This is a genomic window from Streptomyces sp. NPDC015345, from assembly GCF_043078805.1.
In the GTDB taxonomy this organism is placed as follows: domain Bacteria; phylum Actinomycetota; class Actinomycetes; order Streptomycetales; family Streptomycetaceae; genus Streptomyces.
The window spans coordinates 497,683-523,323 of sequence record NZ_JBIBTX010000003.1; the positions used below are offsets into that span (position 1 = coordinate 497,683).

Genomic DNA, 25,641 nt, shown 5'->3' on the forward strand with positions numbered 1-25,641 from the left:
CGCGGCGTCAGGTGCGTGCTCTCGGCGTGCCGGGCGTAGGGCCTCGTACTGGATGTACTTGGCTCTGCGCCCGGTGCGGCGAGAGTGCGTGCATGGCGTCGCGAGGCAGGCGGGAGTTGTCAGACAGGCCCTAGGGCCAGCGCTCCCAGTCGCGTACGTCGTAACCGATCAGTCCGCAGACCTCGGCGACCTCGGGGATGTCGAGCAGGCGGGCCAGCTCGGGGCGCTCGCGGCGCCAGCGGGCGCCGGCCGGGGCCGAGGTGGCGTTGACCCGGCGCGGCTCGTCCACGGCGCCCCACCGGTCGGCGTCCAGGCGCAGCCCCATGCCCCGCGCGGCCGTCTCGACGAGGCTCCTGCGAGTGGTGCCGCCGGCCTGGAAGTCCTCGAAGCGCAGCCGGAGCGGGTCCGTGGTGTGGCGCAGGATGCGGCGGTGCGGGTCGGACCACTGGCGGGCGCACAGCTCGGCCAGCGGGCCGTGGACCAGGTCCTGCCAGCCCTCGCACAGGTCGAAGTTCCAGTCCGCGCGGAGCCCGGCGGCGGTGCCGTACGACGACAGGTCGTGCTGCCAGAAGGAGCGGTGCTCCCAGCCGTCGATGAGGCCGTTGACGGAGGCCAGCGGGTTGCGGGTGAGGTGCAGCTCCCGCAGGTTCCAGCCGTCGAACAGATGGTGGAGGAGCGGGATGCGGTAGGCGTCGCTGGACGCCTTGATCACCAGGACCCGGCCTTCCTCGCCGAGCCGGGGGCGGCGCTGCGGGCGCAGGGCGAGGAACGGCGAGATCTCCACGATGGAGCCGCCCGGCGGCCCCTTGGGCACGGGCACGTCGGGGAACGCCTCGCGGACGAGGGCCTCGTCGAGGTCGTAGCGGTAGGGGTCGACCGGCAGGCCGTGGGCGCGCAGGCCTCGCAGGACGTCGAACGCGGGCTCGGGGCCGCGGCGTGCGCCGAGCACGCTGTCCCTGACCACCGCCACCAGCTCCTCCAGCGGGGCGTCGACGGTGTCGGGCCACTGGACGCGCAGCCGCAGCGCCCAGTCCCAGGCGTAGCGCTCCCACTCCAGCGGGGTCGGCTCGGGGATGTCCGCGCCGCGGCACTCGAAGAACAGGTTGCGCAGCAGGAACGTGCGCTGCCCGGCGTCGAGCACGCCGCTCTCCACGCCCTCGTCCGAACCGCCGTGGTCGGGGTGGTTCAGGCCGAGCAGGGTGAACAGCAGGCGGTGTTCGCCCGGCAGCGCGAGGGCGCCGCGCAGCTCGCCGAGTACCTGCTTGAAGACGCTGGTGCCGCCGCGCGGGCTGCCGAGGACGACCGTGACGTCGCGGACCTCGTCGCGGGCCCGGTCCAGGTACTCCTTCTCCTCGGGGAACTTGGCGCGCAGATAGGCCATGGCCGCGTCGCGCTCGGCGCGGATCCGCGCGAACGTGGCGCGGCGGCGCTCCAGTTCGCCGGGCGGGACGGGCACGGTGCTCTCAGGGGCCATCTCTTCCCTCTCTGCTTGCGGTGCGGGCGCTGCTCACGAGGCGGAGGCGACCCGCGGCGGACGCCGTACGTTGGCGGTCCGCCAGTACTCGACGACGCCGTCCACGTAGCCGCTCCAGTGGGGAGCCGGGCAGGTGGTGTTCTCGGGCATGCGTACGCGGGCGTTCTCGAAGTAGGGGCGGTAGATGCCGATCAGCCGGTCCAGGAACTGCCGGTTGGGGAGCCGGATCTCGGTGACCTTCCAGGCGTCGACCGAGCGGCGCAGGAAGTCCCAGCGCCGGTAGGGCACGAGGGGTACGTCGGCGAGTTCGGGGCGGCCCTCCTCGCGGCGGGCCCGGTTGAGGACCGTGACGACGGCGGAGACCAGGTCGCTCAGGCGCGGCGCGGCCTCGCCCGCCGAGGCGACCACGTCCCGCGCGGGCCCGCCGGCCAGCAGGGCCTCGGTCATGGCGCACAGTTCCGACGCCACCCAGTCGACCGGGACGATGTCGATCAGGCCGTCCCGGTCGCCGGGCAGGAACGGCGGCTCGTACCGCTCGACGAGTCCGAGCAGCGGATAGATGCCGTGGAAGCGGGAGATCGCGCCGGTGCCGCTGTGCCCGACGACGAGGCTGCACGAGAACACCGACGGATCGAGGTCCGCGAAGTCCCGCTTCAGCAGCCGCTCGGCCTCGGCCTTGGACTCCTCGTACGTGTTGCGGTACTCCCAGTCGTCGACCGCCGTGTACGCGGACGACAGGAGCAGGAAGCGGGTGTCGCCGAGCGCGCGGGCCAGGCGGGCCGTGTTGCGGGTGACGGCGACATTGCCCAGGCGGGCCGCCTCGGGGCTCGCCGACCAGCTGACGTTGGCCGCCGCGTGCACCAGGACCGTGCGGCGGCCGCGGCCGAGCCCGCCGGTGAGCGCGAGCGTCGCGTCCTCGTCGGTGAGATCGCACACCACGGGGCGCAGCACGTCGGTGACCGCGCGCGGGGCCCGCTCCAGGTAGGCGTCGCGGCTGGCCTCGCCGCTGAAGACGCCGACGAGTCCGGCCGCGGGGGCGCGCTCGGCGAGCCGGGCCAGGAACGCGCTGCCGACGGCGCCGCCCGCGCCGGTGACGAGGACGCGGTCGGCGGTCATCCGGCGGCCGGTTCGGGACGGCGCTCGCTGATGGCGGCGAGCATGCTGCGCGAGTTGCTGTGGATGGCCTGGATGCCGACCGGGTCGAGGACCGCGGCCAGCGAGGGTATGCCGAGGTCGAACTCGATCTCCAGGACGACGTTGACGCCCTCCTCGGTCTCCTGGAGCGTCCAGGAGCCGCGGAAGACCTCCAGGTCGCCCTCGGTCTGGTCGAAGTCGATGCGGTGCGGCGGGTGGAAGTAGTCCTTCTCGTCCCAGGTGAGCTCGCTGCCGTTGAGCAGGACGCGCCAGGAGCTGAGCGCGGTCGCCGCGTCGCGTTCGAGGTAGCGGATCTCCAGGACGTCCGCCATGTACTCCGGGTGCTTCTCGAAGTCGCAGACGACGTTCCACACGTGGTCGATGCCGACTCCGGGGATGTCCACGGAGGTGCGTACGGTGGGCATGACAGGGCCTTTCTAGGTGGTTGCCGGGGACGCGGCCAGGGCCTCGGCGAGGCGGCCGATGCCGTCCTCCAGGTCGGACTTGTCGATCCCCGCGGTCGGGTAGACGCGCAGGACGCGCGGATTGCTGAGGCAGAAGCTGATCAGGACGCCGCGTTTGGCGGCCTCCAGGACCACATGGCCCGCGATGGACTCGTCCGCCGCCTCAAGCCCGATCATCAGGCCCTCACCGCGGACCGCCGCGATCTTCGGGTCCGCCGCGAACCGCTCCGCCAGCAGGGAGCGGGCGTGCGCCGCCCTCTCCCGTACGCCCGACAGGAACGCCTCCCGCGACACCACGTCGATGACGGCGCGGCCGACCGCGCCTGCGAGCGCGCCGCCCGCGAAGGACGAGGCGAGCACGACGGGGTCGGCGCAGGACTCCTTGATCCGGCCCGACGCGTGGACGACGGCGGCCAGCGGCAGCAGGCCGCCGCCGAGGACCTTGCCCACGAGCAGCAGGTCCGGCCGTACGTCACCGGCCGAGCGCCACAGGTACCCGCAGCGCCCGAGCCCTGTCTGGATCTCGTCGAGGGCGAGCAGCGTCCCGGTGCGTTCGGTCTCCTCGCGCAGGAACGCCAGGTAGGCCGGGTCCACCGGCCGGATCCCGCCCTCGCCCCGCACCGGCTCCGCGAAGACGGCCGCCACGCGCCCGGTGCCGAGCAGTGCCCGCACGCCGTGCTCGTCGCCCGGTTCCACGAAGTGCACGGGCGCGGCCAGTGGCAGCGGGGAACGGCCGGCCATCGAGTCGGACAGGTGCAGGGCGCCCGCGGTCTTGCCGTGGTAGGAGCCGCGCAGGGCGACGAACTCGGCGCGGCCGGTGGCGAGCGCCGCCATCTTCATCGCCATCTCCACCGCTTCGGAGCCGGTGTTGGCGAACGACACCCGGTCGAGGCCGGTGGGCGTCGCGGCGATCAGCGCCTCGGCGCAGGCGGTCGCCGCGGAGTTGCCGAGGATCTTGCCGGACAGACCCATGCGGCCGAGCTGCTCCTGGGCCGCCGCGGTCACCTCGGGATGGCGGTGGCCGATGAGATGGACGCCGAACGACCCGAAGTCGAGCCAGCGCCGGCCTCGGTCGTCGGTGATCCAGGCGCCCTCGGCCCGCGCCTCGCCCGCCGTCAGGCCCGACATGCGCAGCAGCAGCGCCTTGTTCCGCCCGAACGTGGCGGCGTAGCGGTCGACGAACCCCGGTGCGGCCACGGTGGTCACGCGTCCTTGAGGAAGGGTTCGAGGAACGCCGCGTCGGTGCCGGCCGCCGTGCACAGCTTCGACCAGTTCCGCAGGGCGCGCAGGATTTCCCGCTGGCCCGAGGCCTGGAGCGGGTCGGGCAGTTCACCGGGGAACTCGGCGCACAGGCGCTCCCACAGCCGCGGCACCTCACCGTCGCCCGGGGCGGCCGCGTCGGCGTGATCGGCGTCGTCGGCGAGCGCGAACACCTCGATCAGGGACGGGCCTTCGAGGTCGGCGAGGTCGTGCAGCCCGTACTCCAGGGCCAGCGCGAGCTGGTGCTCCTCGGCGACGGGCACGGCCCCCGAGAGCCTGGTGTCGATGTCCAGCAGCAGTTCGAGCAGCTTGACGCGGACCACGCGCCGCAGCTGCGGCTGGTCCGTGCCGCCCTCCAGGTCCTCCAGGTAGGCGCGCCCCTCGACGGCGAGCAGCCAGGCGGCGGTGGCCCAGGCCTCGACCGCGCGCGCGGCGGGCAGCCCGCGGCCCGAGCGCGCCGAGGGGAAGAGGCGTACGCGGCTCAGCGGATCCGCGGTCTCGTGGGACGACTGCATGATTCTCCTGTTCGTTCCGCCGGTTCGGCGAGGGAAACCGCGGTGCGGTTCAGGCGGGCAGCAGGCGCAGCGCGCCGGAACGGGAGGCGCTCAGGACGTCGGCGGCCTCGCCGGGCGGCGCGGTGTCGCGGGTGACGGCGACCGGGCCCTTGGGCAGCTCCCCGGTGAGGAACTGCGCGGTGCGGCCGACGAGCATGGCCGCGCCGGGCAGGAACGGCAACCGCGTCACGTCGGCGGCGGGTTCGAGGCGCAGGGCGGGCGCGTGGCCCTCCCCCGCGATCGCGAAGACCTCTTCGAGCACCGCCCCGAACTCGGGGGCCAGCGGCCCCGCCGCCTCGCCGCGCAGGGCGGCGCCGAGCAGCCGGTCGAGCGCGGTGAGGCGTTCGGCGAGCTGCGCGAGGGGCGTGCCGTCGGCCGCGCCGCTGTCCAGGAACCGCTGCCAGCGCAGCAGGTACCACTTGCGGTTGGAGTAGACGTCGCCCGCGTGGGACAGGGCGGCGTCGGCCAGGTGCAGCAGGGCCCCGAAGGCGTAGCCGGCGCTGCCGCGCGTCTCGCCCGCGGCCTCGGCGAGCCGCAGGTGGAAGACGTGCCGGACGGCGGTGTGCAGCGAGGACCACTTCCATACGCGGGCGAGGGCCGGCAGGTGCTCCAGGTAGGGCGACGTGCCGTCCAGGGCGACGCCGTTGACGAGCCGCTCCAGGTACTTGCGGCGCAGCTCGTGCCCCTTGTCCCAGCCGCGGTGGGCCTCGGTGACACCGACGGGGTCGAGCGCGGCCGCGGCGGACAGGTCGGCGAGGGCGTCGGCGACCTCGTCCGGGCCGTAGGAGACGGCCTCCAGGTGCTGGCCCTGCTCGAAGAGCTGGGTGGCCATCCGCGCGCCCTCGACGGCGTGGTCCTCGACGCGGATGAAGTCGATGTCGCTGGTGGAGTTGGCGATGCCGTGCACGGGCGAGCTGGTGAGCAGCAGGTGCCGCGCCTCCCCCGTCTTCGCGCGCATCAGCGCGTCGAGGCCCTCGCGGTCGAGGCCGCGGCCGGCCAGGAAGGTGTCGACGTTGCGCAGCCGGGCGGCGGCGAGCCGCTCGGGGGCGCCGGGCGGAAGTGTCGGGTTCGGCATGGGTTCCTCGTGGTGGGAAGCGGTCGTGGCTCAGGCGGCGGCGCGGTCCCGGCGGGCCTGCGCGATGTGGCTCAGCACGCCGGACCTGCCGAAGAGATAGGAGCGGGAGACGTGGGCGCGCTCGCGGACGTCCCGGTGCTCCATGAGCCGGCGGTGCAGCAGGCCGAGGTTGTAGAACGGCACGCTCGGATAGAGGTGGTGCGCCAGGTGGTAGTTGATGCGGCAGGGCGAGAAGAGGAGCCGTTCCACCGGGTTCGCGAGGACCGTCCTGGTGCCGCCCACGCCGCCGTCCGGGTCGCAGCCGACGTGCTCGGCGGCGGCCCGCAGCCGCAGGATCATGCTGAGCGCCGTCAGCGAGGGCAGGACCCACAGCAGCAGGTACGTGAGCCAGCCCCCGGTGAGGGTCAGCACGGCGGCGAGGACGAGGAGGTAGCCGAGGAACAGGTTGCGGCGGCCGCGCCCCATGGCGCGGGTCACCGTCCGGTCGCCGCGCAACACGGGCAGCAGGGAGAACTGGTCGAGCGTGTCGACGGTCTTGAGGAGGTTGACGCCCGTGACGTCCCCGGCGAACAGCCGCACCCAGTCCTTGGAGGTGTGCGCGAGCGCCTCGGTGTCGAGGTCCGGGTCGCGCTCGGTGTTCAGGTAGCGGTGGTGGTCGAGGTGGTGGCGCCGGTACAGGCTCGTGCTGATGAACAGCGGGAAGGCCAGCAGGAGATCGCTGACCAGGTCGTTGACCCTGCGGTTCGCGAACAGGGAGCGGTGCGCCCCGTCGTGCATGAGGACGGCGAGCGCGTGCTGGCGGGTGGCGATCACCACGACGGCGATGACGTAGCCGTACCACTGCCCCCACCACACCGCGCCCGCCCCGGCCGCGGCCATCACGGCCCACTGCCGGGCGACGGCGAGCGCGGCGCGCAGCGGCCGGCGCCGGGACAGCTCCCGCAGCAGGTCCTTGTCGAGGAGGCGGCTGCCCCGCACGGCCTCGGCCATGTCAGGCAGCCGTCCCGACCGGGAGCCCGGTGGGCGCCGTGTCCTCGCTGAGCCGGGAGGCGACCGCCGAGGTCGACCCGGAGTACTTGCCGACGTACTGGTAGGGCTCGCCCTGCATGGACCAGAAGGACAGCTTGCCGACGGTCATGCCGGGATAGACCCGCAGCGGGTTGGCGACGCTGATCTCCAGCGTCCAGGGGAAGATCGCCCCGCTGTGGCCGAGCGGCGCGGAGAACTGGATCCACATGCCGAGCGTCGACACCGAACGGCAGGCGTAGAGGGTCGCCGCGTAGTGCGGGCTGCCCATGGCCTCCTTGGTGCCGCCGAGGTAGAAGCGGCCCGGCTCCAGGACGAGGCCCTCGGGGCCCATGGTGAGCTGGGTGGCCTTCGGCTGCTCGAAGCTGTCGAGCTCGGCCTGTTCGTAGCAGAGGATCTCCGGCGCGAGGCGGAACCCGTAGCTGTTGGGCTCCAGGCGGGCCGGACTGAAGTCGTCGATGTGGATCTCCCCCGCCGCGACGGCGCGGGCTATCTCGGCTCCGGTCAGGATCACAGCCAACTCCCCATCAGGTCCCGCACGGCGGCGCGGTAGGCGGACAGATCATCTGCGCTGTTGTCGAGGACGGCGTCCGGTTCGATCCGGTCGATGGCCGAGGTGGACCCGTCGGCGCGCGAGAGGTCGCCGCGCCGCTTCAGGCGGACCTGCCGCACCGCCTCGTCACAGCTGACGCGCACCACGCGGAAGCCCTCGGCGCGCAGCGCGGGCGCGTCGGTGTGCGGGTCGCGCAGGTCGTCGTTGATCAGTACGTCGGCGCCGTCCCGCGCGGCGGCGTCGGCGCGGGCGAGGAAGTCGTCGACGAGGGAGCGCGGGTTGATGCGGCGCAGCTGGGTGGCGATCGCCTCCAGGAGCACCTGGTCCTGGGCGCCCTCGCGCAGGGGGACGCCCGCGGCCTCGTAGAACCGTTCCTGCATGGCGTACAGGGGCCGCGCGAGGGGGACGCGGGTGACGGTGAGGCCGCGTTCGGCGGCCCACTCCCTGACGATCCCCGCGCAGGTGGACTTCCCGGATCCGGAGAGCCCGATCACGGCGACGCGCAGCGCCCCGGCGGCGCCGGCCGCGCTCACGAGGCGTCCTTCAGCACGGCGTCCAGGTCGACGTCGAGCGTCCCGGTGAGGCGGATCATGTGCAGTCCCGGCAGGAGCGGCCGCAGGGCGGAGAGGGTCGCGTAGAACTCCCGGTAGTCCGGCACGAGGTAGTGCTGCCAGCCGAAGAACGTGGTGTCGACGGAGCGGTCGACGATGGTGTTGAGGGCGGACCAGCGGGCCCCCGGCCCGGTCACCGTGCTCACCCGCAGCGGCTCGCCGGGCACGACGCGCGGCAGCAGGATGCCGGCGAGGCGGTGCGGCGCCGGGTCGAACTCGGCCCCGATCCACGACTCGAAGGCGTCCGGGTCGAGGAGCACCTTGTGGCGGTCGGCGCGCTCGCCGAGCGCCGGGTCGGCGCCGTCCTCGACCTTGCGGGCGAGCTCCGGGTGGCGGCGCAGGGTGCCGACGCCGACGTAGGGGTAGTCGCGCCAGGCGTGGACCGTGATGCCGCCGTCGCCGTCGGGCCGGCAGAACAGCTTGTCGCCCGAGAAGTAGTCCCAGCCGCCGTGTTCGAGGACCGAGAGCAGCGTCGTCGTCTTGCCCGCGCCCTTGGGGCCCGCGACGGCGTAGACCTCGCCGTCGCGGCGTACGGCGGAGGCGTGCAGGACGACGGTGCCCGCCGTCTCCTCGGTCCTGATGACCAGGTCGCGGACGAAGTCGATGATCTGGATGGCGGAGGCCTCGCAGATCGCGATCTCGAAGTCGCGGTCGGCGGCCGCGTCCACGGGGACGTTCAGGACGGTCTTGTCGTTGCGGTAGACCAGCCGGTCGCCGCGGCGCGAGAGCAGCGCGTCGAACGTGAACTCCGGGGCGCTGCTGCGCCGTACGACCACGGGCTCGCCCTCGGGCGCCTCGCGCACGGACTCCAGGGGGCGCACGGATATCCGGTAGGTGGGCTCGCGGCGCGGGCCGTCGGTGAGCAGATGGCGGAAGAACCGGCGGACCGGTTCGAAGGCCTGCCGCGCGGCGGCGTCGACCCGGAACTCGACGGTGGTGCCGATGAATTGGAGTTGGAGGTTCATACGCGTCTCGCAGTCCGGTCGGGAAGGGAGGCCGTCAGGTGCTCGAGAACCAGCTCGGCCGGCCAGGTGTTGTCGATCACGCCCAGGTCCTCGCCGCGTGCGAGGCCCGGGCCCGCCGCCGCGAACACGGCGTGCAGGCGGTCGTCGCCCGCGTTGGTGATGTGGGCGCCTGGCTTGGCCGCGGGGCTCACCGGCCGCCCCGCGCGGTCGAGCGAGGCCGAGGGAAGGCAGTCCGCGTCCAGGAGCAGGTCGACGACGCGGCCGTCCGGCGACGGCCGTACCTCGTGGACCAGGTGCCGTCCCGTGCCCGGCGCGCGCACCGGGGCGAACAGCTCTTCCACCCGCCGGGCGAGGTCGCGTATCTCGTCCGGCGAGGCCGAGCCTCCGTACCCCGCGCTGCCGTTGATCCACACCGAGCCGTTGTTCACGGGGTGGTAGTAGGCCGCCGAGCGGGCCGGGTCGACACGGCCCGCGCCGTCGCTGACGGCCAGGCCCGCGTCGAGCAGCAGCTGATCGGGGTGGAGTGTCCAGGCCGTGCCCGCCATGCCGTGGTCGGCGCCGAGGACGACGGTGTCCCCCGGCCCCGCCCGGTCCAGGACGCGGCCGAGCACCGCGTCGGCGTGCCGGTAGCAGCGGGCGATGTGCCGCCACATCTCGGGCGCCACGTCGGGGCGGTGGGCGTCACTGCGCGCGTCGCACCAGCCGAGCAGTTCGTGCCCGACGTCGTCGGTGGACGGCAGGTACATCACCACGAGGTCGCTGCGGTGGTGCGCGAGGACGCGGGCCACGGTGGCCTCGAAGCCCCGGCCGACGCGGTCCACCGACGACAGGAACAGCTCCTCGGCGGTGCCGGCGCCACCGTCGACGAGGCGCGGCCCGAACATCCCGCTGCGATAGCACGAACCGAGCCCCTCCCCGGCGAAGAGCGGGGCCGCACCCAGCTCCGTGAGGAGTACCGGGTCGTGCCCGACGGTCCGCGGCACCCAGGCACCGGTGTGCAGCAGCAGCCGCCGCCCGCCCGCGCGGGCCTGCCGCAGCCAGATGCCGACGCCGTCGCCCAGGGTCAGCGCCGTCCAGTCGTCCTCGACGTACGTCTCGTCGTGGGCGCCGCGCACCCGGATCCCGGTGGCGTCGGCGGCCGCCGTGAGCGTGTGGTGCGCCACGGCGAAGGTGAGCGGTGCCGCGCCCACCTCGTACGTGCCGTGCCGGGCCAGGCGGGTGCTGAAGGCCTCGATCGCCCCGTCCAGCCAGGCGGGCGGCTCGCCCCCGGCGGTGACGGTGTCCGCGATCCACGGCGCGTGCACGGCCGCGGTGCGCAGCCCGGCGCGGCCCGCCGTCTCCCACACCGCGGGCCGCAGGCACGCCGAGCGGGCGAAGCCGGACACGGAGGCGCCCGGGCCGGTGGGGCTCGGCACCCGGAAGCCGGTGACGCCGTGCTCCCGCGGCCAGACGCCGGTGAACAGGGTGGCGAGCGACGGCGGTGTCTGGCAGTTGGGCGCGGGCGGCCGGGCCGCGGCCCACACGCCGCGGCTCCGCAGCCTCCGTACGTGGGGCAGTTCGCCCTCCGCGTCCAGGCGGTCCACGATCCAGTGCGCGGCGGCGTCCCAGACCAGCCAGTAGACGGTCAACTCGCCCCCTGCGGGAGCGGTCCGGCGGCCGCCAGCAGCGCGGGCAGGTCCGCGATGCCGTCGATCACGTCGTGGGCCCGCGGGCCCTCCCCGGCGGCGCGCTGGTCGGCGTACTTGCCCGAGCGCACCTGCACGGTGCGCGCGCCGATGGCGAGGCCGCCCGCGATGTCGGTGGTGGCGTCGTCGCCGACCACGACGCACTGGGCCGCCTCGCAGCCGGCCGAGCGCAGCGCGAGCGCGAAGAAGTCGGTGGACGGCTTGCCCACCAGGCGCGCGGAGGTGCCCGCCGCGTACTCCAGGGCCGCCACGACCGCGCCCGTGTCGAGGTGGTCGCCGTCGGCCCGCTTGAAGTACCGGCCGCGCTGGAGCGCGATCAGTCCGGCGCCGGCGCGCAGGGCGCGGAAGGCGGCGTCGAGCAGCGGGTAGTCCAGGACGTCCCGGCAGTCGCCCACCACGACATGGGTGGGCGGGCCGCCGCGCACGAACTTCGCGAGCACGGGCCCGACCTCCTCGCCGACCACGAGGAAGGGGTCGGCGTCCTCGGCGGCGAGCAGCAGCTCCGCCGCCGCGACCGGGGTGAACAGCTCCGAGGCGGCCACGCGCAGGCCGAGTGCGGCCAGCTCGGCGCGGATGGTCTCCGGCGTCTTGGAGTCGGTGTTGGTCAAGAAGCGCAGCCGGACGCCTTGCGCGCGCAGCTCGTCGATGGCCCCGGCGGCGCCCGGCAGCAGCGCGCCGCGCGCGTGGACGGTGCCGTCGAGGTCGATCAGCGCGCCGCGGGCCCCGCCCGTCAGCATCGTTCCGCCAGCCCGGCCAGCTCGGGCCGCGCGGCCACCGCGTCCTGGAGGAAGGTGCGCTTGGAGTAGAAGGAGCGCTCGGCGGGCAGGCCGTGCTCGGTCAGGTAGCCCTCCAGCCACTGGGCGAGCGTCTCGATCTCCTCCAGGGCTGCGGCCTCGTCGGGCTCCAGCGGGCTGCGGGTGCGCAGGTACTCCAGCTCGCACTGGGAGAGGACCACGTCACGGGCGCCGTAGAGCGAGCAGTGGTCGAAGAAGATGCCGTAGACGTGGCCGGTGCGCACGGACTCGAAGTTGACGTCGTAGCGCACGCGCCGGAAGGGCGGCAACGGACGCATCTCGACGCCCAGTTCGGAGCGGATGTACTGCCCGTACCCGGCGGGCTCGACGGTGAGTCCGTACGTGTGCTCCTCCCGCCGGGAGAAGGAGTCCTCGGCGTACCACTTGCGCTTCATGAGCTGCTTGCCGTCGGTGGTGGGGATGAACGACACGTAGCCGCGTTCGGCCTCGGGTCCTGTCACCTCGAAGAGGTGGTTGGCGTAGTCCCAGGCCTGGAACTCGTCGCGGTACTCGGGGACGAAGCCGGGGAGGCCGCCCGCCTGGATGCGCCGGTTCAGCTCCACGGTGAGCGCCCAGATGTCCGGGGCGGGGGCGAGCGTGTACTTGTACTCCAGCTCCTGGCCGGGGAAGCACTTGCGGTAGTAGCGCTGGTGGTTGTTGAGGAACAGCGCGTGCTCGGCGTGGGCGTCGAGCCCGGGGGCGAGCCAGCCGAGCGCGCCGACGGGGCCCGCGCCGACCGGCTCGGGGGTGACGCGGACGAAGCAGGCGTCCTCGGCGAGGAAGCGCACCTGGGTGTAGACGTGGTAGCCGGCCTCGGGCGAGCCGCTGACGTACGCGAGCGGGACGAGCGCGGAGGCACTGTCCGCCGCGAGCGCGGCCAGGTCGGGGCAGGCGACGGCGTCGGGAAAGAGCGCGGCGCCGGTGAGCCGGGCCGTGCGTCCGGTGGCGGGGGCGAAGGCCTCGCACCGGCCGACGCGGTCCCAGTGCACGACGACGGTGTTGCTCGGGCGGACGGTCTCGACGGCCGGGACCCGCACCAGTGCGACCGGCTCGCGCTCGCGCGGCGGGGCCGTGCCGTTGAGGAGGTGGATGCCGCCGACGGCGATCCAGGCCGCCTCGCCGTCTCCGGTGGCCGTGGGGTTCTCAGACATGCTTGCTCCTTGCGACCGAGGCGACGGTGACGGAGCCGTCGGCGATGACGGCCTGCGCCCCGTCGGGGAACGCGGCGAGGCCCGCGGCCGCCACGGCGGGCACCCCAGCCTCGCGCAGCAGGATGGCGAGGTGGCACAGGGCGGAGCCCTGGTCGAAGACGAACCCGGCGGCGCGGTCGAGCAGCACGGACAGCACGGCGTAGGGGCGGGCGACCCGGATCACCGGCGGTTCCGGCAGCGCCGAGACCTTGTCGATGAGGCGGGAAAGACCCTCGTACTCGGAGACGTCACGGGATTTGTCGATGCTCACCGCGGGGCCGACCGAGAGGCGCGCGAGCATCTCGTCGTCGTCGAGGGTGAGCAGCGGGCCGCTCGCGCCGCCGGGTGAGATGGACGCGCCCGCGGCGCCCACGACGACGCTGTCGCTGCCGAGCACGGAGTAGTCGACGAAGAGCAGGGCGCCGTCGTCGAGCACCCACTCCAGGGTGACGTCACCGTACTTCTCCTGCATTGCGGTGGTCAGCCGCCGCACGGTGTCGAGGTGGCGCACCACCGGCTCGGCGTCGTCGGGGGCGGTGACCGCGCCGTCCGCGTCGACGACGACCGCCTGGGCGCCGGCGGTGCCACGGTTGAGTGCGAGCAGCCCGTCCGGCGTGTACTCGACGACCAGTCCGTCGCCAGCCGACCGGGAGATGACACCGAGCTGACCGCGGACGAAGTCCCGTATGAGCACGGTGTGTTCGCCGCTCCCGGCGGAGCCGCCGCCGGTGACGTCCAGGAGCCTGGCCACCACCTGGTCCTTGGGGACGACGATCTGGCGCAGCGTGTCGCCGAAGTCCAGGACGCACTCGGCGCTGTTCCCCTCGGCGAGCGTCGCGGCCAGGCGCGCGGCGACCTCGGGGCCGCGCAGCGCCCGGGGCGAGAAGCCGACCACCCAGCCCGCGCCGACCGGCACCCCGTGGGCGGCGGCGAGGCGGTGGGCCGGGCCGCGCTTGGCGGTGTAGCCGGCGTAGACCTCCTCCACGTCGTGCAGCCGTGCCCCGGCGGGGAGTTCGTCGAAGTACAGGCGGGCCGTCCACAGTTCACCGGCGGGCGTGGTGGCGGCGACGGTGCGCCGGGCGGTGACCGGACGCACTTGGAGGACGCGTACGCCCGAGGCGTCGACGGCCCATTCCACGTCCACGTCGTGGCCGCGCTCGGCGCGCAGCGCGCGGGTGAGGCGGACGACGTCGGTCAGCGCGTCGCGGTGCTCGTCGGGCAGCCCGGCGAGGACGCGGGGGTCGCTGGAGGCGCGCAGCGGTTCGACGGTGCCGGACACCAACTCCTCGGCCAGGCCCTCGACATACTCGACGGTGACGTCCCGCTCGTCACCGTCCAGGCCGGTGAAGGCCACGCCGGCCAGGCGCGGGTCGACCATCTCCTGGACGAAGACGGCGAAGCGGGGCAGCGGGTCGAAGTCCCCGGCGCGCAGGCGGGCGGCGACGGCGGGCGGCGCGTAGTAGGAGCGCCGGCACTCCTCGACGGCGGCGATGACCCCCGCCACGCCCTCGACGCCGAGGAGGCTCTGGTGGACGCCGGCCAGGCTGCCTTCGGCGGTGTCCTCGTCGAGGCCCGAGGAGCGTACGGCGAACGTACGGCCCGCCAGGCTGTCCCCGAACAGGTCCTTGAGCCGCTCGGTGATCAGGCGCTCGGTCTCCTGCGGCAGGTGCGTGTGCGCGACGATCTCGCCGATGCGGTCCATGGACTCGGTGAAGAACGCGCCGACGGTGGCCCGCAGTTCGCTGAAGAGCTCGCCGAGCCGGGCGCGGGAGTCGGCGTCGATCGCCGCGGCCAGTTCGGGGGCGGGGATCGCGAAGGCGGTCGGCACCGGGTAGGACGCGGAGGCCGTCGCCAGGGACGCGAACTTCGCGCCGACCTGGGTGGGGTCCGGGGTCATCTCCAGGCCGGGCAGGCGGTGGCGGGCCAGCTTCTTCTCGAAGTCCCGGTGGATGTCGCTGGCGCGCGGCCCGACCGAGCCCTGGTACTTGCCGTCGTACAACTGGACGTCTCCCTGCGGGCGCCACCACATCATCTGGCCGATGTTCATGCCGTGGTACACACGGACCCGGTTCATCGAGTAGAGCTGGAGCGTCCACTGGCCCTCGTAGCCGATGTCGCCGAGGCTCGCGGAGAGGTTGATGAACAGGCCGAGCCGGGCGACGGAGGAGCGGGCGGCGAACGTCGGCGCGTAGCAGCGGCCGCCCAGGACCTCCTCGGTGTGCGCGAGGTAGAGGCGGCCGGGCTCCAGGACGTAGCCCTCGTCCGGGATCTCCAGTTCCTCGTACTCATTGGGGGACCGGGGATCGAGCGGCATCCGGGTGTACACGCGCAGCTGCTTGCCGAGCCGGAAGTTATAGCTGTTCGGGTTCACCTGCGAGGGTTCAAAAGGACTAATGGTGATTCTGCCCGCGGCATGTTCGCGCGCGATCTCGCTGCCCGTCAGGATCATCCGAACTCCCCGCCCCATTCGTCCAGCGCATATCCATGCCGCGAGGTGAATATGTCAGTCTGATGAACGAAGATCAACCCCTTGTGCACGGCGTCTCACAAAGTGACACGGTGAAAGGTCGACCCGCAAGGCGCTTAGCCGGGACACAAGTCGGTGAGCTGTAAAGGTTTGGCCATAACTCCGGCGGCGTCTCGTATGCCGAGACTTCGCGGCCGCGTCTTGCGCTGGCGGCGGCCACGATCAACGATGCGGATCCCGCCGCCTGGCGCACTTGCAAGGGCCGAAGGCCCGTCTCATTTCCACAGGGGGAAACAATGACCGACGCCCGCCCGCACGCCGTTCTGATCAACGCGGCGAAGATCTACCCCCCTCGGGAGTTGGCCCGGCTCTCCGAATTCGCCACCGTCTCGGTCATTACCATGCCGATGTTCGCCCACCGTTACGAAGGAATTGCCGATGTACACCTAGTGGACACTCTTTACCATTTCGACCAGGTACGTGAGGCCGCGCGCACGGTGTACGAGAAGCGGGGCATCGACTGCGTCATCGGACCGGCCGAGCGGAGCGTCCCGGTGGCCGGCCTGGTCCGCACCTGGTTCGGGGTGCCGGGCATCGGTTTCGACACCGCGATGCGGTTCAGCAACAAGCACGCGATGAAGCGGGCGCTGCGCGCGGCCGGGCTGCCCGTGACCGACTGGGTCTCGGTGCCCACGATCGCCGAACTGCCGCGCGCCCAGGCGGAGCTGGGCGGCGGGCCCGTCGTCGTCAAGCCGGTCTTCGGCGGCGGCAGCCAGAACACCTTCGTGGTCGGCTCGCCCGAGCAGGCGCTCGCCCTCGCCGACGCCGAGGAGGCGGCGGGCCTGCGGTCGGCCGGCTTCCCGCTGATCGTCGAGCGGTTCATCGAGATCGGCACCGAGTACCACTGCGACGGCGTCCTCCACGAGGGCAAGGTCCTCTTCTCCGGTGTCTCGCACTACCTCGTCCCGCCGCTCCAGGAGCAGTTCGGCGCGGTCGCCGGTTCGATCGCGCTCTCCCCGGACGCCCCCGAGTACGGCCGGATCCAGGAACTGCACCGCCGCGCCGCCGAGGCACTGGGCCTCGACTCGGGCGTCACGCACCTCGAAGTCATCGGCAGCGGGGACCAGTTGCTGATCGGTGAGATCGCCTGCCGGCCCGGCGGCGACGGCGTGACCGACCTCGTGCGGCTCCAGCACGGCGTCGACCTGTGGCAGGCCTTCACCGACACCTCCGCGGGCCGCGCGCCGCGCGTCGCCCCCGTCACCGACCCGCGCACCGTCGTCCTCGTCGACCTGCCGCTGCGCTCCGGCAAGGTCACCGCGGTCAGCGCCGCGTCGGACTTCACGGCGCTGCCGCGGGTCGTCGAGGCCGAGTCGTTCGTCTCGGCCGGCGACGTGGTGGGCGACTTCCGGCGGGGCACGGCGGCGGTCCGCGTCTTCCTCGCGGCGGAGGACCGGGCCGAGGTGCCCGCGCTCATCGACCGCCTGATGGACGAGTTCGTCCTGGAGACGGAGTGACGCCTCACAGGAGTGCGCGCAGGCGGCGGGCGTCCGGCTTGCCGCCGCTGAGCCGAGGCAGCTCGGCGACGACGTGGAGCGAGTCCGGGCTCATGTAGGCGGGCACCCGCAGCAGCAGTTCCTTGCGTACGGGCGCTGCGTCCAGGCCGGGTGCCACGACGAAGGCGTGGATCAGCGTGCGGCCGTCCGGCCGGTCGACGAGGGCCACCGCGTCCTCGACGCCGGGCACGTCGAGCAGTGCGGCGGTGACCTCGGTCATGGAGATGCGGTTGCCGTTGCGCTTCACCACGTTGTCGGCGCGGTCGAGGTAGACGTAGAGCCCGTCCGGCGTGCGCCGCACCAGGTCGCCGGTGCGGTAGACGGTGGTGCCGGGCACCAGGTCGTCGCGGAGCACCTGCCGGGTCACCTCGGGGGCTCCCCAGTACCCGGCCATGACCTGTACGCCGCTGACGCACAGCTCGCCGGGGGTGTCCGGCTCGGTGACGAGGTTTCCCTCGGCGTCCACGAGGTGGAAGCCGACGCCGCGGTCCGGGGCGCCGAGCGGGATCTTGCGGCCGGATGCGCACCACTCGCGGGTGATCAGGTGCGTGGCGACCACGACGGTCGTCTCGGTGGGCCCGTACCGGTTGAACACCCTCAGCCCCGGGCGGTGTTCGAGCAGCTTGGCTATCTGCTGCGGCGTGCAGTCCTCCCCGCCGAGACCGACGGTGCGCAGCCGCGACTCCGCGAGCCTCGGCAGGTCGCGGCCCGAGGTCAGCAGGCGCAGCAGGCTCGGGGAGAACGACGTGTGCGTGATGCCCTCGCTCAGCAGGAGCCGGAAGAAGTCGCCGGGCAGCAGCGGCCCGTGCCCGGCCACGACGAGCGAGCCGCCGACGGAGAGGACGGAGAAGATGCTGCCGAACGCGCCGTCGAAGTGGAACGGCGAGACGCACAACCCCCTTGTGTCCCGCGTCAGTTCGAAGACCTCCACCGTGTTCGCGACGAAGTTGCGCAGCCCGGCGCGGCGCACCATGACGCCCTTGGGCCTGCCGGTGGTGCCGGAGGTGTAGACGAGGTACACGATGTCCTCGCCGTCACGATCGTCCCCGTAGCCCTCGGTGTTCCCGACGCCCCCGGCGTTCTCGACGTGCTCGGTGTCCTCGGCGCCCTCGGTGTCCTTGGTGTCCTCGGTGTCCTCGGTGTCCTCGGTGATCATCAACTCCCCCGCACCGACCGGCCGTAGCGTCCGCCGCGCGGCCTCCGGCACCGCGTGCCCGGTGGGGACGACGGTGAGGGTGACATCGCAGTCCCCGGCGATCCCCCGGATGCGCTCCTCGGGGTCGCCGTACGGGATGGGCACGAAGACCGCGCCCACCGTCATGCAGGCGAGGATGGCGACGATGTAATCAGCGGAGTTGGGCAGGTGGATGCCCACGCGGTCACCGGGCGTGACGCCCGCGCGGACGAGGTGGCCCGCCGACGTCTCGACGCGGGCGAGCAGTTGGGCGTACGAGAGCGAGGTTCCGGCGTCCTTGACCGCGGGCCGGTCCGGCTCTTCGGCGGCGTACGCGCGAACGGCGTGGACCACATCGCGGGGCGCGGCGGTCTCCGTGGGTGGTGCGGCGGGGCCTGGCGGCATGACGCGTTTCCTTTCCTGCGGGCGGCGAACGCGCACGTTCCGCGCCGGTGAGCGGGGGGTTCTCGTCTTCCCGTGCCGGAGGTCAGGGCCGCCCCGGGGTCCGCCTGCCGGTCGCCGCGAGCAGCACCGCGGCCACCAGCAGCGCGAGCAGCACCGGACGCCACGGCGCGGCCACGACGACCGCGAGTGCCGTGAAACCGGCGGCGGCGGGCCAGGTGACGGCGGTGTCACCGAGCAGGAACCCTCGTACGCCCGAGACGTCCTTGGCCGCTTCGGGGGCTTCATGTGCGGAGGGCAGCCCCCGCAGGAAGAGCACGGCGAGCGTGACGACGGTGGCCGCCGCGGCGGTCGCCCACCAGCCGACCGGGCCCGCGACGCCCGCCCCGGTGGCGGTCAGCGCGAGGGCGAGCACGGCCTTGGGGACGCGCTGCGGCGGACCGGGCAGCGCACGGCGCGCGGCAAGGCCGCCCAGCGCCGCGAGGGCGACGAACACCACCCCGCACGCCGCCCAGAGCGGCACGGAGGCGTCCACCGAGGCCGCCAGCGCGACGCACGCGAGGACGGCCTCGACGGCCGCGGCGAGGACGACCGCGAACGCCGTACGGTCATCCGGGCGCGGCGGGCCGAGCAGCCGCAGCACCGCACGGACCAGCCACTGGAGGCCGATCAGCAGGACGGCCGTCGCCGCCACCAGCCGCACGGCCCGCGGTGGCAGCGCGGCGGACACGGAGACCAGCCCGACGAGCACGGCGAGGACGCCGAGGGCCGAGGCCAGCGCGGCACAGACCGGCCCCCACGGCCGCGGCCGCCGCCGGGAGAGCAGGGCCGTGGCCTCGCTCCCCTCGATCAGGCAGAGCAGCGCAGCCGCGCAGGCGGCCTGAATCATCACGGACAGGAGAATGGCACGCGGAAAGAGCGAGATCAATGCTTCCCATTCAAGGCCCCGCCCGCCGTCCGCACTGCCTGATTCACTTCCCCAATTCGTCTCACATGGTGAGGCGTTGGGCCTCGGGGTATTGACGAGAACCGCAAGATCATTCAGTCTCGCTCTGACCCACGCGGTCTACCGACCGAGTATTTCGGCGCATATGAGGCAGTTGGTCACGCGTCGAGCGGCCCATCGTTCTTCGCCGGGGGATTTGCCAGATGCGCGTCCTAGTCCTGCAACAGCCCAGTTCCGTCGCGCCGTTCGAGTCCTGGCTCCAGGAAGCCGCGCCCGACGTCGAGGTCCGCATGATCACCGGGGCCGGTACGGCACGGCCCGACGATTCCGTGGCGCGCGGTGTGCGGCGCGAAGTACTCGACGACTACCACGCGCCCGCGACCACCCGCCGCATCCACGAGGTGTGCGCCGAGTGGAAGCCGGACGTGATCTTCTCCAATGCCGAGGCCGACGTGCTCAGGGCCGCCGAGGCCCGCACGCTCTTCGGCATCGAGGGCACCACGTCGTCGGCGGCCGTGCTCTACCGCGACAAGGTGCTGATGAAGAAGCTCTTCGCCGGCATCCACGTCGACGGCGCCGAGGTGCCGGCCGTGGAGTACCGCGCGCCGAGCAGCGGCGAGGACGTCCTGGCGGCCTGCGAGGAGTGGGGGCCGGTCGTCCTGAAGCCGCGCGACGGCTCGGGCTCGGTGAGCGTGCTGGTCCTGGACACGCCCGCGGAGGCGGTGGAACGCCTCGCCGAGCGGCCCGAGCTGCTCACCGAACTGCACCGCTCCCAGCTGATCCTCGAACGCTTCGTCGAGGGCGACGTCTACCACGTGGACATCCTGGTCAGGGACGGCGCCCCGATCCTCGTGTCGCCCTCGCGCTACCTCCACCCGCCGCACCTGTTCGCGCGGCACAACGTCGGCTCCGTCATGGTCGACGCCGACTCCCCCGACCACCGCTTCCTGCGCCGCTACGCCGAGGAGCTGACCGCCCGGGTCGGCGCGGCGCACCGGCCCAACATCCTGCACCTGGAGCTGTACCGCACCCCGGACGGCCGCTTCCTCGCCGGTGAGATCGCCTGCCGGGGCGGCGGCGCCCTGGTCAAGGAGTCCATGCGCCACACGTACGGCGTCGACCAGGCGTGGGCGGCCTGTCTGCTCAGCGCCGGGCTGCTGCGCGGCACGACGTACCTGGAGCGTGTCGGACCGCAGTCCGGCTGGCTCCTGGAGACCGCGGCCCCGCTGGAGTACGACGCGGCGGCGCCCCCCGCGTGGGTGGCCCTCGCCAAGGGCACGCGCCGGTCCGACACCGCGTCGTCGTCGGTGGACGCGGGGCTGAGCTTCGTCGTGGAGGGCGCGGGCCGCGCCGAGATCGAGGCCCGCATGGAGAGCCTGCACGCACCGGTCTGACACCGAAGGGACACACCGTGCCGAGCAGGTTCGCTTCGTGGAAGGCTTACTTCGCGCTGCCGCCGACCCGGCCGCAGCGCATCCTGGTCGGCTTCATCGCCGTCGACTCCTTCGGCTCCGGCCTCTACCTCACCGCCGGACTGCTCTATCTGACCCGCAGCCTGGGCCTGCCCGCCGCGCAGGTCGGCCTCGCCCTGTCGGTCGCCGGACTGATCGCCCTGCCGTCCGGCATGGTCGTCGGCAAGCTCGCGGACCGCTTCGGGCCCCGGGGCCTGACGGCGGCCCTGCTGATCTGCGAGGGCCTCGCCACCCTCTCCCTGACGGTGGTCAGGTCGGTGCCGCTGCTCGCGGTGGCGGCCACGGTCACCGCCATCGGCATGCAGGGCGGACGGGCCCTGCGCGGGGTGCTGATGGCGCGGGCGGGCGGCGAGGACCGGCTCAGGCTCCGCGCGTACTCACGGGCCGCCGCGAACCTCGCCATCGCCCTGGGCGCGGCCCTGGCGGGCGTGGCCGTGCAGGTGGACACCCGTGAGGCGTACCTGGCGGTGATCATCGCCGACACCGCGACGTTCTTCGTGGCCGCGCTGCTGGTGCGCGGGCTGCCCGCCTACCCCCCGCTGCCCGCGCCGCCGGGCGCGTCGAAACTGTCGGTGCTGCGCAACCGCCCCTTCCTCGGCGTCACCGCCCTCAACGGCCTGATGACCCTCCAGTACGGCGTACTGATGGTGGCGATGCCGCTGTGGGTGGTGGAGCGGACGAACGCGCCGCGCGCCATGGTCGCGGCCACCCTGCTGCTCAACACCCTCCTCGTGGTGCTCCTCCAGGTGCGCGTCGGGCAGCGCGTCGTCGACGTCCGCGCGGGCACCCGGACCATGCGGCTCGCCGGATTCACGTTCCTCGCCGCCTGCGTGGGGTTCTCCGCCACGGGGGACCTCGCGCCGTGGGCCGCGGCGGCGGCGCTGCTCGGCCTGACGGCGCTGCTCACCCTGGGCGAACTGTGGCACGCCGCCGCGTCGTTCGAGCTCTCGTACCACTTGGCGCCCGAACACGCCCACGGCGAGTACCAGGGTGTCTTCTCCCTCGGGGTGTCCGCGTCGCAGGCGGTCACCCCGGGCCTGCTGACGTGGCTCTGCCTGGACCTCGCGCCGGGCGGCTGGTGGGTGCTCGGCCTGGTCCTCGCGGCGACCGGACTGCTCACGGGTCCTGCGGCGCGGCTGGCCGCCCGCCATCTGGCCGGGCGGCGGGAGGTGGCGTCGGGCTGAGCACGGCGCGGATCGTGGCGAGGAGGCCGTCCGGGGCGGCGGTGTGCGGCTCGTCGGCGGCCGCGCGCAGGTAGAAGTGGCCGCCGGGAAAGGACCGCGAGGAGAACTCCCCGCGGGTCGTCTCACGCCACCCGGCGAGATCCCCCGGGGCGGCGAGCGGGTCGTCCGCGCCGGTGACCGCGAGCACGGGGCAGCGGACACCGGGCGGCGCGAACCCCGGCCGGTAGCTCTCGTCCAGCGCGAAGTCGGCGCGCAGCAGCGGCAGAAAGAACTTGTACGTCTCCCTGCGGCCCAGGAACTCCGCCGGCACCCCGCCGAGCCGCACCAGCGACGCCACGAACGCGTCGTCGTCCAGCGTGTGGCTGCGTACGACGCGGCGCGGGGCGTAGGGGGAACGGCGCCCGGAGACGATCAGCACCCCGGGCCCCGGCCGGCCCGCCGCCTCCAGCGCGCACGCCACGTCGTAGGCGATCGCCGCGCCGAGGCTGTGCCCGAAGAAGGCGTACGGCCGTTCCGCGAGATCCTCACGGCGGGCGAGCTCTCCCGCCAACTCCTCGATGACGTGGCGCGCTTCGGTGGGCGGGGGCTCCGCGCTCCGGGACTCCCGGCCCGGCAGCAGCACCGGGCAGACGTCGATGTCCGGCAGCAGCGGTTCCCGCCACGGCGCGAAGAAGGAGGCGGAGCCCCCGGCGTGCGGGAAGCAGAACAGCCGTACGGCGTCCGGCGCCGCTCCGTGCGTCGCCCGGCTCAGCGGCTCGTACGGATCGCCTCGATGGACTTGGCGACCTCCTCGATGGTGGCGGTGGAGGCGTCCGGCAGCTGGTCGCCCTGGAAGGAGATGTCCAGCTCCCGCTCGAGCCAGACGTACGCGGTGACCACCTGGAAGGAGGAGATGCCCTGCTCGGCGAGCGCGACGTCGTCCTTGAGGGACTCGACGGGGACCTCGGCGGCTTCGGAGAGGGCCTTCTTGAGTTCGGTGACCATGTCCATGAGTGCCTTCTTTCTCTGTGTGCGATCCGGGCGCCGTGCGTGGGGAGCCGGGCCGGTCGGTCGGTGGGGGTGGGGCGGGCGAGCCTCAGGAGGGCGCGGTGGTGGCGGCGGGAGCGGCTTTGGCGGGCGCGGGACCGGCGATCATCCCCCAGTCGCGGAGCTCGTCGATCCACCGCGCGCGGGTGGCGCTGCCCTCCTCGTTCGCGAGCCACTGTGCCGAGTACTGCCGTTCGCGCTGCGGGATCCGGCTCGGCTTCACGCCCTCGTCCATCCAGTCCCGCTGGCGCCGCAGTTCGCGGTACATGCCCTCCTGGCCGACCAGCTTGGCCACCTTGCGGAGCGCCTCGCGCTCGACGTCGTCGCGGGGCGTGTCGAAGTAGGTGAAGCTGACCATGCGCCGGTTCGGGAACCCGTTCCACGAGGCGTGCCAGGTCCGCAGGTCGAACGCGAAGACGTCACCGGGCCGTGAGTCGCAGATGTACGCGGGCACGTCAGCGACCGGGAAGCGGGCCCCGGCGGCGACCTCGTCGTCGGGGTTGCCCGCGGTGTTGAGGTTGGCTTTCGCCCCGATGGGCTGGAGCTCCTCGTGCCAGGGGCTGCGGTGCGAGCCGGGCAGCACGCGCAGCGCGCCGCTGTCCTCGGCGACCGGATCCAGGTAGGTGACGAACTTGACGGAGCGGAAGTGGGGCACGGCCTTGTCCGCGTGCCACTCCGTCTGGTTGCCGGAGTAGACGTTGCCGTTGGTCGTGGCGCCCACGGCACCGGGCCCGAGCAGCCGCTCGGCGGCGGCCAGGAGCTTGTCGTACTCCAGCGCGTCGGCGAGGAACGGCGTCTCGGGCCGCATGTTCGACCAGGTCAGCTGGAGCCGGACACCGAAGGCTCCCTTCGCGTACACCTGCTGCGCCGATTCCAGGCCCAACGCGTATTCGGCGTCGATCGTCGCCATTTCCCCGGCGTCGAAGAATCCCGGAAGCGGAAGAAAACCGAAAAGGCGGAAGAATTCCGCCTGACGTTCCTCGGGCACGGCCCGTCCGTCCTGGTACATGGCTTGAACCTCGCCTTTCTCCACCGATGGCGTACGAAGGGAAATCGCGGCAGGCACGACACGGACTGAAAACAACAAACGCGAGAACGTCCCTAAGAGCCGACCGAGCCGGCTGAACTGACTGTGCTGACTGAACTGACTGTGCTGACCGAGGCGCCCGAGGAGACGACTGAGGCGACGCCCTCCACGGAATCCCCGTCACCGTCACGCTCCACTTCGACACGGCCGCGGAACCACTTCTCCAGCGCGGCGATCCGGTCCCGTACCTCACCGACGTCGCGGCCGGTCACCAGGGCACGGGCGGCGCGCGTACGGGAGTCGGGGCGCCGCGCGGACACCACGTCCCCGGCCTTGGCCCGCAGCTCCACCTCGACCACGCCCTCGCGGCCGAGGACTTCCTCGCGCCCGGGTACGAAGAGGACGCGGCCGGGGGGCGCCGACAGGTGCACCCAGCCGTAGGAACCGGTCTCCGAGGTCTGCGGCACGGTGTCGGCGGGCACCTGGAGCACGGAGGTCACCCACTGCTGGTGGAGGTCGACGCCGAACGTCCGCTCCACCATGTGGTCAACGCGTCCACCGCCGACCCGGCCGCCGCACTCCCCGAAGACCAGCGAGCCGTCCTCCTGTTCGAAGGCTTCCAGGTGGAAGACGCCGTCGGCGTGGCCGAGGGCGCGCAGCGAGGTGCGGACCAGGTCCCCGGCGCGCGCGTACAGACCGGGCTCCTCGCCGGGCCGGACCGCCACGGAGCCGACCAGGGCCTCGCCGTCGTGCAGTTCGATGAGGTTGGTCAGATAGCGCGCGACGCTCAGGAAGCCGACCTCGCCCGCGCGGACGAAGCCGTCGATGTGCACCTCGGCGCCGCTGACGTACCGCTCGACGAGCCAGGGCAGCACCTCGGCGCCGTCCGCCCACTTCTCGGCCTCGGCCGCGGAGTCGAGGCGGGCGGTGTGCAGCGCACCGGCGCCAGCGATCGGTTTGACGACGACGGGGTAGCCGCCGAGCCGGTCGGCGACATCGGTCACGGCGAGCGGCGTGTCGGCGGTGGCGAAGTCCGCGACCGTCACGCCGGCGTCGCGCAGCCGCGCCTTCTGCACGTACTTGTCCCGCAGGGCGACGGCCACCGGCACGGGCAGGGAGGCGGCGCCACCGAGCACCGCCACGACGGAGGCGGCGACGAGCGTGAATTCATGGGCGGAGCAGACCAGGGAGAAGTCACCGGGCGCGAGCCCCGCCCGCGCCAGACCGGACACCACGCCTTCCACATCGGCGGGGTCGGGCACGACGACCAGCCGCGCCAACACCCCCGAGGCCCGCGCCGCCGGCGCCTCGGCCGAACTGGCCACACACGTGACAAGCGCCCCGAGCCCGGCAAGCCCGATCGGCGCCTGCTCGGGACTCCACCCGAGGAGCAGCAGGGATATACCGGCGGCAGGACCTTCGCCGCCCGCGGATTCTTCTCCGGAATTTTGCACGAACATACCCCCGGCGCGCGCCCGAATACCTATCGATCAGCCAACAGAACAAACGCGAAGATTCCCGAAACAGCAATAACGCACCAATATCAGCGATCAATAAGGTCGCAGCTTAATGCTGCCGCAATGTGGCCGCAAGGGATTGGCC

At 73.0% G+C, this 25,641-nt stretch carries 23 protein-coding genes; 3 read left to right on the plus strand and 20 right to left on the minus strand.

Annotation, left to right across the window (positions count from 1 at the left end; genetic code table 11):
- Positions 1–130: 130 nt before the first annotated feature.
- Genes ACF062_RS14550 through ACF062_RS14615 form a run of 14 tightly spaced genes read right to left on the minus strand, consistent with a single transcriptional unit; the run spans position 131 to position 15,234 of the window.
- Positions 131–1,474, minus strand: coding sequence for a hypothetical protein (locus ACF062_RS14550; RefSeq protein ID WP_392138140.1), 1,344 nt, complete (start codon positions 1,472–1,474; stop codon positions 131–133).
- A 33-nt stretch (positions 1,475–1,507) separates the two neighbouring features.
- A complete protein-coding gene (locus ACF062_RS14555) occupies positions 1,508–2,590 on the minus strand; it encodes an SDR family oxidoreductase (RefSeq protein WP_392138142.1) in 1,083 nt (360 codons plus the stop codon).
- On the minus strand, positions 2,587–3,033 hold the full coding sequence (locus tag ACF062_RS14560) for a type II toxin-antitoxin system RatA family toxin (protein ID WP_392138144.1): 447 nt from the start codon (positions 3,031–3,033) through the stop codon (positions 2,587–2,589). The genes ACF062_RS14555 and ACF062_RS14560 overlap by 4 nt, the downstream gene beginning before the upstream one ends.
- Positions 3,034–3,045: 12 nt before the next feature.
- Positions 3,046–4,278 carry an aspartate aminotransferase family protein gene (locus ACF062_RS14565; protein ID WP_392138145.1) on the minus strand — a complete coding sequence of 411 codons (1,233 nt, stop codon included), beginning with the start codon at positions 4,276–4,278 and terminating at the stop codon, positions 3,046–3,048.
- Complete coding sequence (locus tag ACF062_RS14570; protein ID WP_392138147.1) at positions 4,275–4,847, minus strand: DUF6031 family protein; 573 nt, start codon at positions 4,845–4,847, stop codon at positions 4,275–4,277. The genes ACF062_RS14565 and ACF062_RS14570 overlap by 4 nt, the downstream gene beginning before the upstream one ends.
- A 49-nt stretch (positions 4,848–4,896) precedes the next feature.
- Complete coding sequence (locus ACF062_RS14575) at positions 4,897–5,961, minus strand: DUF6001 family protein (protein WP_392138149.1); 1,065 nt, start codon at positions 5,959–5,961, stop codon at positions 4,897–4,899.
- A 30-nt stretch (positions 5,962–5,991) separates the two neighbouring features.
- Positions 5,992–6,951, minus strand: a complete 960-nt coding sequence (locus ACF062_RS14580; RefSeq protein WP_223776516.1) for a fatty acid desaturase family protein — start codon at positions 6,949–6,951, stop codon at positions 5,992–5,994.
- Position 6,952: 1 nt separating this feature from the next.
- A complete protein-coding gene (locus ACF062_RS14585; RefSeq protein ID WP_392138151.1) occupies positions 6,953–7,501 on the minus strand; it encodes a deoxycytidine triphosphate deaminase in 549 nt (182 codons plus the stop codon).
- Positions 7,498–8,073 (minus strand): hypothetical protein, encoded by a 576-nt coding sequence (locus ACF062_RS14590; protein WP_392138153.1) that lies wholly within the window; start codon positions 8,071–8,073, stop codon positions 7,498–7,500. Before ACF062_RS14590 ends, ACF062_RS14585 begins: the two co-directional genes overlap by 4 nt.
- Positions 8,070–9,116, minus strand: a complete 1,047-nt coding sequence (locus ACF062_RS14595) for a hypothetical protein (protein ID WP_392138154.1) — start codon at positions 9,114–9,116, stop codon at positions 8,070–8,072. Before ACF062_RS14595 ends, ACF062_RS14590 begins: the two co-directional genes overlap by 4 nt.
- Positions 9,113–10,744: an alkaline phosphatase family protein gene (locus ACF062_RS14600; RefSeq protein WP_392138156.1), complete on the minus strand. Its 1,632-nt coding sequence runs from the start codon at positions 10,742–10,744 to the stop codon at positions 9,113–9,115. Before ACF062_RS14600 ends, ACF062_RS14595 begins: the two co-directional genes overlap by 4 nt.
- A complete protein-coding gene (locus tag ACF062_RS14605) occupies positions 10,741–11,538 on the minus strand; it encodes an HAD hydrolase-like protein (protein WP_392138158.1) in 798 nt (265 codons plus the stop codon). Before ACF062_RS14605 ends, ACF062_RS14600 begins: the two co-directional genes overlap by 4 nt.
- Positions 11,532–12,746 carry a hypothetical protein gene (locus ACF062_RS14610; RefSeq protein ID WP_392138160.1) on the minus strand — a complete coding sequence of 405 codons (1,215 nt, stop codon included), beginning with the start codon at positions 12,744–12,746 and terminating at the stop codon, positions 11,532–11,534. The genes ACF062_RS14605 and ACF062_RS14610 overlap by 7 nt, the downstream gene beginning before the upstream one ends.
- On the minus strand, positions 12,739–15,234 hold the full coding sequence (locus tag ACF062_RS14615; RefSeq protein WP_392138162.1) for a PEP/pyruvate-binding domain-containing protein: 2,496 nt from the start codon (positions 15,232–15,234) through the stop codon (positions 12,739–12,741). Before ACF062_RS14615 ends, ACF062_RS14610 begins: the two co-directional genes overlap by 8 nt.
- A gap of 314 nt (positions 15,235–15,548) precedes the next feature.
- On the opposite strand from ACF062_RS14615, the gene ACF062_RS14620 reads away from it, so the two are divergent.
- Entirely contained in the window at positions 15,549–16,769 is a 1,221-nt protein-coding gene (locus ACF062_RS14620; RefSeq protein WP_392138164.1) for a hypothetical protein, read from the plus strand.
- Positions 16,770–16,773: 4 nt separating this feature from the next.
- Here the strand turns inward: ACF062_RS14620 and ACF062_RS14625 are convergent, their stop codons facing one another.
- A complete protein-coding gene (locus ACF062_RS14625) occupies positions 16,774–18,387 on the minus strand; it encodes an amino acid adenylation domain-containing protein (protein WP_392138165.1) in 1,614 nt (537 codons plus the stop codon).
- Positions 18,388–18,469: 82 nt separating this feature from the next.
- Positions 18,470–19,276: a hypothetical protein gene (locus ACF062_RS14630; protein WP_392138167.1), complete on the minus strand. Its 807-nt coding sequence runs from the start codon at positions 19,274–19,276 to the stop codon at positions 18,470–18,472.
- A gap of 257 nt (positions 19,277–19,533) precedes the next feature.
- On the opposite strand from ACF062_RS14630, the gene ACF062_RS14635 reads away from it, so the two are divergent.
- Together ACF062_RS14635 and ACF062_RS14640 are read left to right on the plus strand one after the other, a co-directional pair.
- The gene (locus ACF062_RS14635; protein WP_392138169.1) at positions 19,534–20,724 is read left to right on the plus strand and encodes an acetyl-CoA carboxylase biotin carboxylase subunit family protein; all 1,191 of its coding nucleotides are present in this window, start codon (positions 19,534–19,536) and stop codon (positions 20,722–20,724) included.
- A 17-nt stretch (positions 20,725–20,741) separates the two neighbouring features.
- Positions 20,742–21,986 (plus strand): MFS transporter, encoded by a 1,245-nt coding sequence (locus tag ACF062_RS14640; RefSeq protein ID WP_392138171.1) that lies wholly within the window; start codon positions 20,742–20,744, stop codon positions 21,984–21,986.
- On the opposite strand, the gene ACF062_RS14645 is transcribed toward ACF062_RS14640, so the two are convergent.
- The 4 genes from ACF062_RS14645 to ACF062_RS14660 form a co-directional block, all read right to left on the minus strand.
- Complete coding sequence (locus tag ACF062_RS14645; protein WP_392138867.1) at positions 21,919–22,848, minus strand: thioesterase II family protein; 930 nt, start codon at positions 22,846–22,848, stop codon at positions 21,919–21,921. The genes ACF062_RS14640 and ACF062_RS14645 overlap by 68 nt on opposite strands.
- Positions 22,734–22,976 (minus strand): phosphopantetheine-binding protein, encoded by a 243-nt coding sequence (locus tag ACF062_RS14650; RefSeq protein ID WP_223776503.1) that lies wholly within the window; start codon positions 22,974–22,976, stop codon positions 22,734–22,736. Before ACF062_RS14650 ends, ACF062_RS14645 begins: the two co-directional genes overlap by 115 nt.
- A gap of 85 nt (positions 22,977–23,061) precedes the next feature.
- Complete coding sequence (locus ACF062_RS14655) at positions 23,062–24,021, minus strand: phytanoyl-CoA dioxygenase family protein (RefSeq protein WP_392138173.1); 960 nt, start codon at positions 24,019–24,021, stop codon at positions 23,062–23,064.
- A gap of 92 nt (positions 24,022–24,113) precedes the next feature.
- The gene (locus tag ACF062_RS14660; protein WP_392138175.1) at positions 24,114–25,493 is read right to left on the minus strand and encodes a hypothetical protein; all 1,380 of its coding nucleotides are present in this window, start codon (positions 25,491–25,493) and stop codon (positions 24,114–24,116) included.
- Between the last annotated feature and the right edge of the window lie 148 nt (positions 25,494–25,641).

Coding starts and splice junctions, on each gene's coding strand:
- ACF062_RS14550 (WP_392138140.1), bottom strand. CDS start 1,474: ATGGCCCCTGAGAGCACCGTGCCCGTCCCGCCCGGCGAACTGGAGCGC.
- ACF062_RS14555 (WP_392138142.1), bottom strand. CDS start 2,590: ATGACCGCCGACCGCGTCCTCGTCACCGGCGCGGGCGGCGCCGTCGGC.
- ACF062_RS14560 (WP_392138144.1), bottom strand. CDS start 3,033: ATGCCCACCGTACGCACCTCCGTGGACATCCCCGGAGTCGGCATCGAC.
- ACF062_RS14570 (WP_392138147.1), bottom strand. CDS start 4,847: ATGCAGTCGTCCCACGAGACCGCGGATCCGCTGAGCCGCGTACGCCTC.
- ACF062_RS14575 (WP_392138149.1), bottom strand. CDS start 5,961: ATGCCGAACCCGACACTTCCGCCCGGCGCCCCCGAGCGGCTCGCCGCC.
- ACF062_RS14580 (WP_223776516.1), bottom strand. CDS start 6,951: ATGGCCGAGGCCGTGCGGGGCAGCCGCCTCCTCGACAAGGACCTGCTG.
- ACF062_RS14595 (WP_392138154.1), bottom strand. CDS start 9,116: ATGAACCTCCAACTCCAATTCATCGGCACCACCGTCGAGTTCCGGGTC.
- ACF062_RS14605 (WP_392138158.1), bottom strand. CDS start 11,538: ATGCTGACGGGCGGGGCCCGCGGCGCGCTGATCGACCTCGACGGCACC.
- ACF062_RS14610 (WP_392138160.1), bottom strand. CDS start 12,746: ATGTCTGAGAACCCCACGGCCACCGGAGACGGCGAGGCGGCCTGGATC.
- ACF062_RS14615 (WP_392138162.1), bottom strand. CDS start 15,234: ATGATCCTGACGGGCAGCGAGATCGCGCGCGAACATGCCGCGGGCAGA.
- ACF062_RS14620 (WP_392138164.1), top strand. CDS start 15,549: ATGACCGACGCCCGCCCGCACGCCGTTCTGATCAACGCGGCGAAGATC.
- ACF062_RS14625 (WP_392138165.1), bottom strand. CDS start 18,387: ATGCCGCCAGGCCCCGCCGCACCACCCACGGAGACCGCCGCGCCCCGC.
- ACF062_RS14635 (WP_392138169.1), top strand. CDS start 19,534: ATGCGCGTCCTAGTCCTGCAACAGCCCAGTTCCGTCGCGCCGTTCGAG.
- ACF062_RS14650 (WP_223776503.1), bottom strand. CDS start 22,976: ATGGACATGGTCACCGAACTCAAGAAGGCCCTCTCCGAAGCCGCCGAG.
- ACF062_RS14655 (WP_392138173.1), bottom strand. CDS start 24,021: ATGTACCAGGACGGACGGGCCGTGCCCGAGGAACGTCAGGCGGAATTC.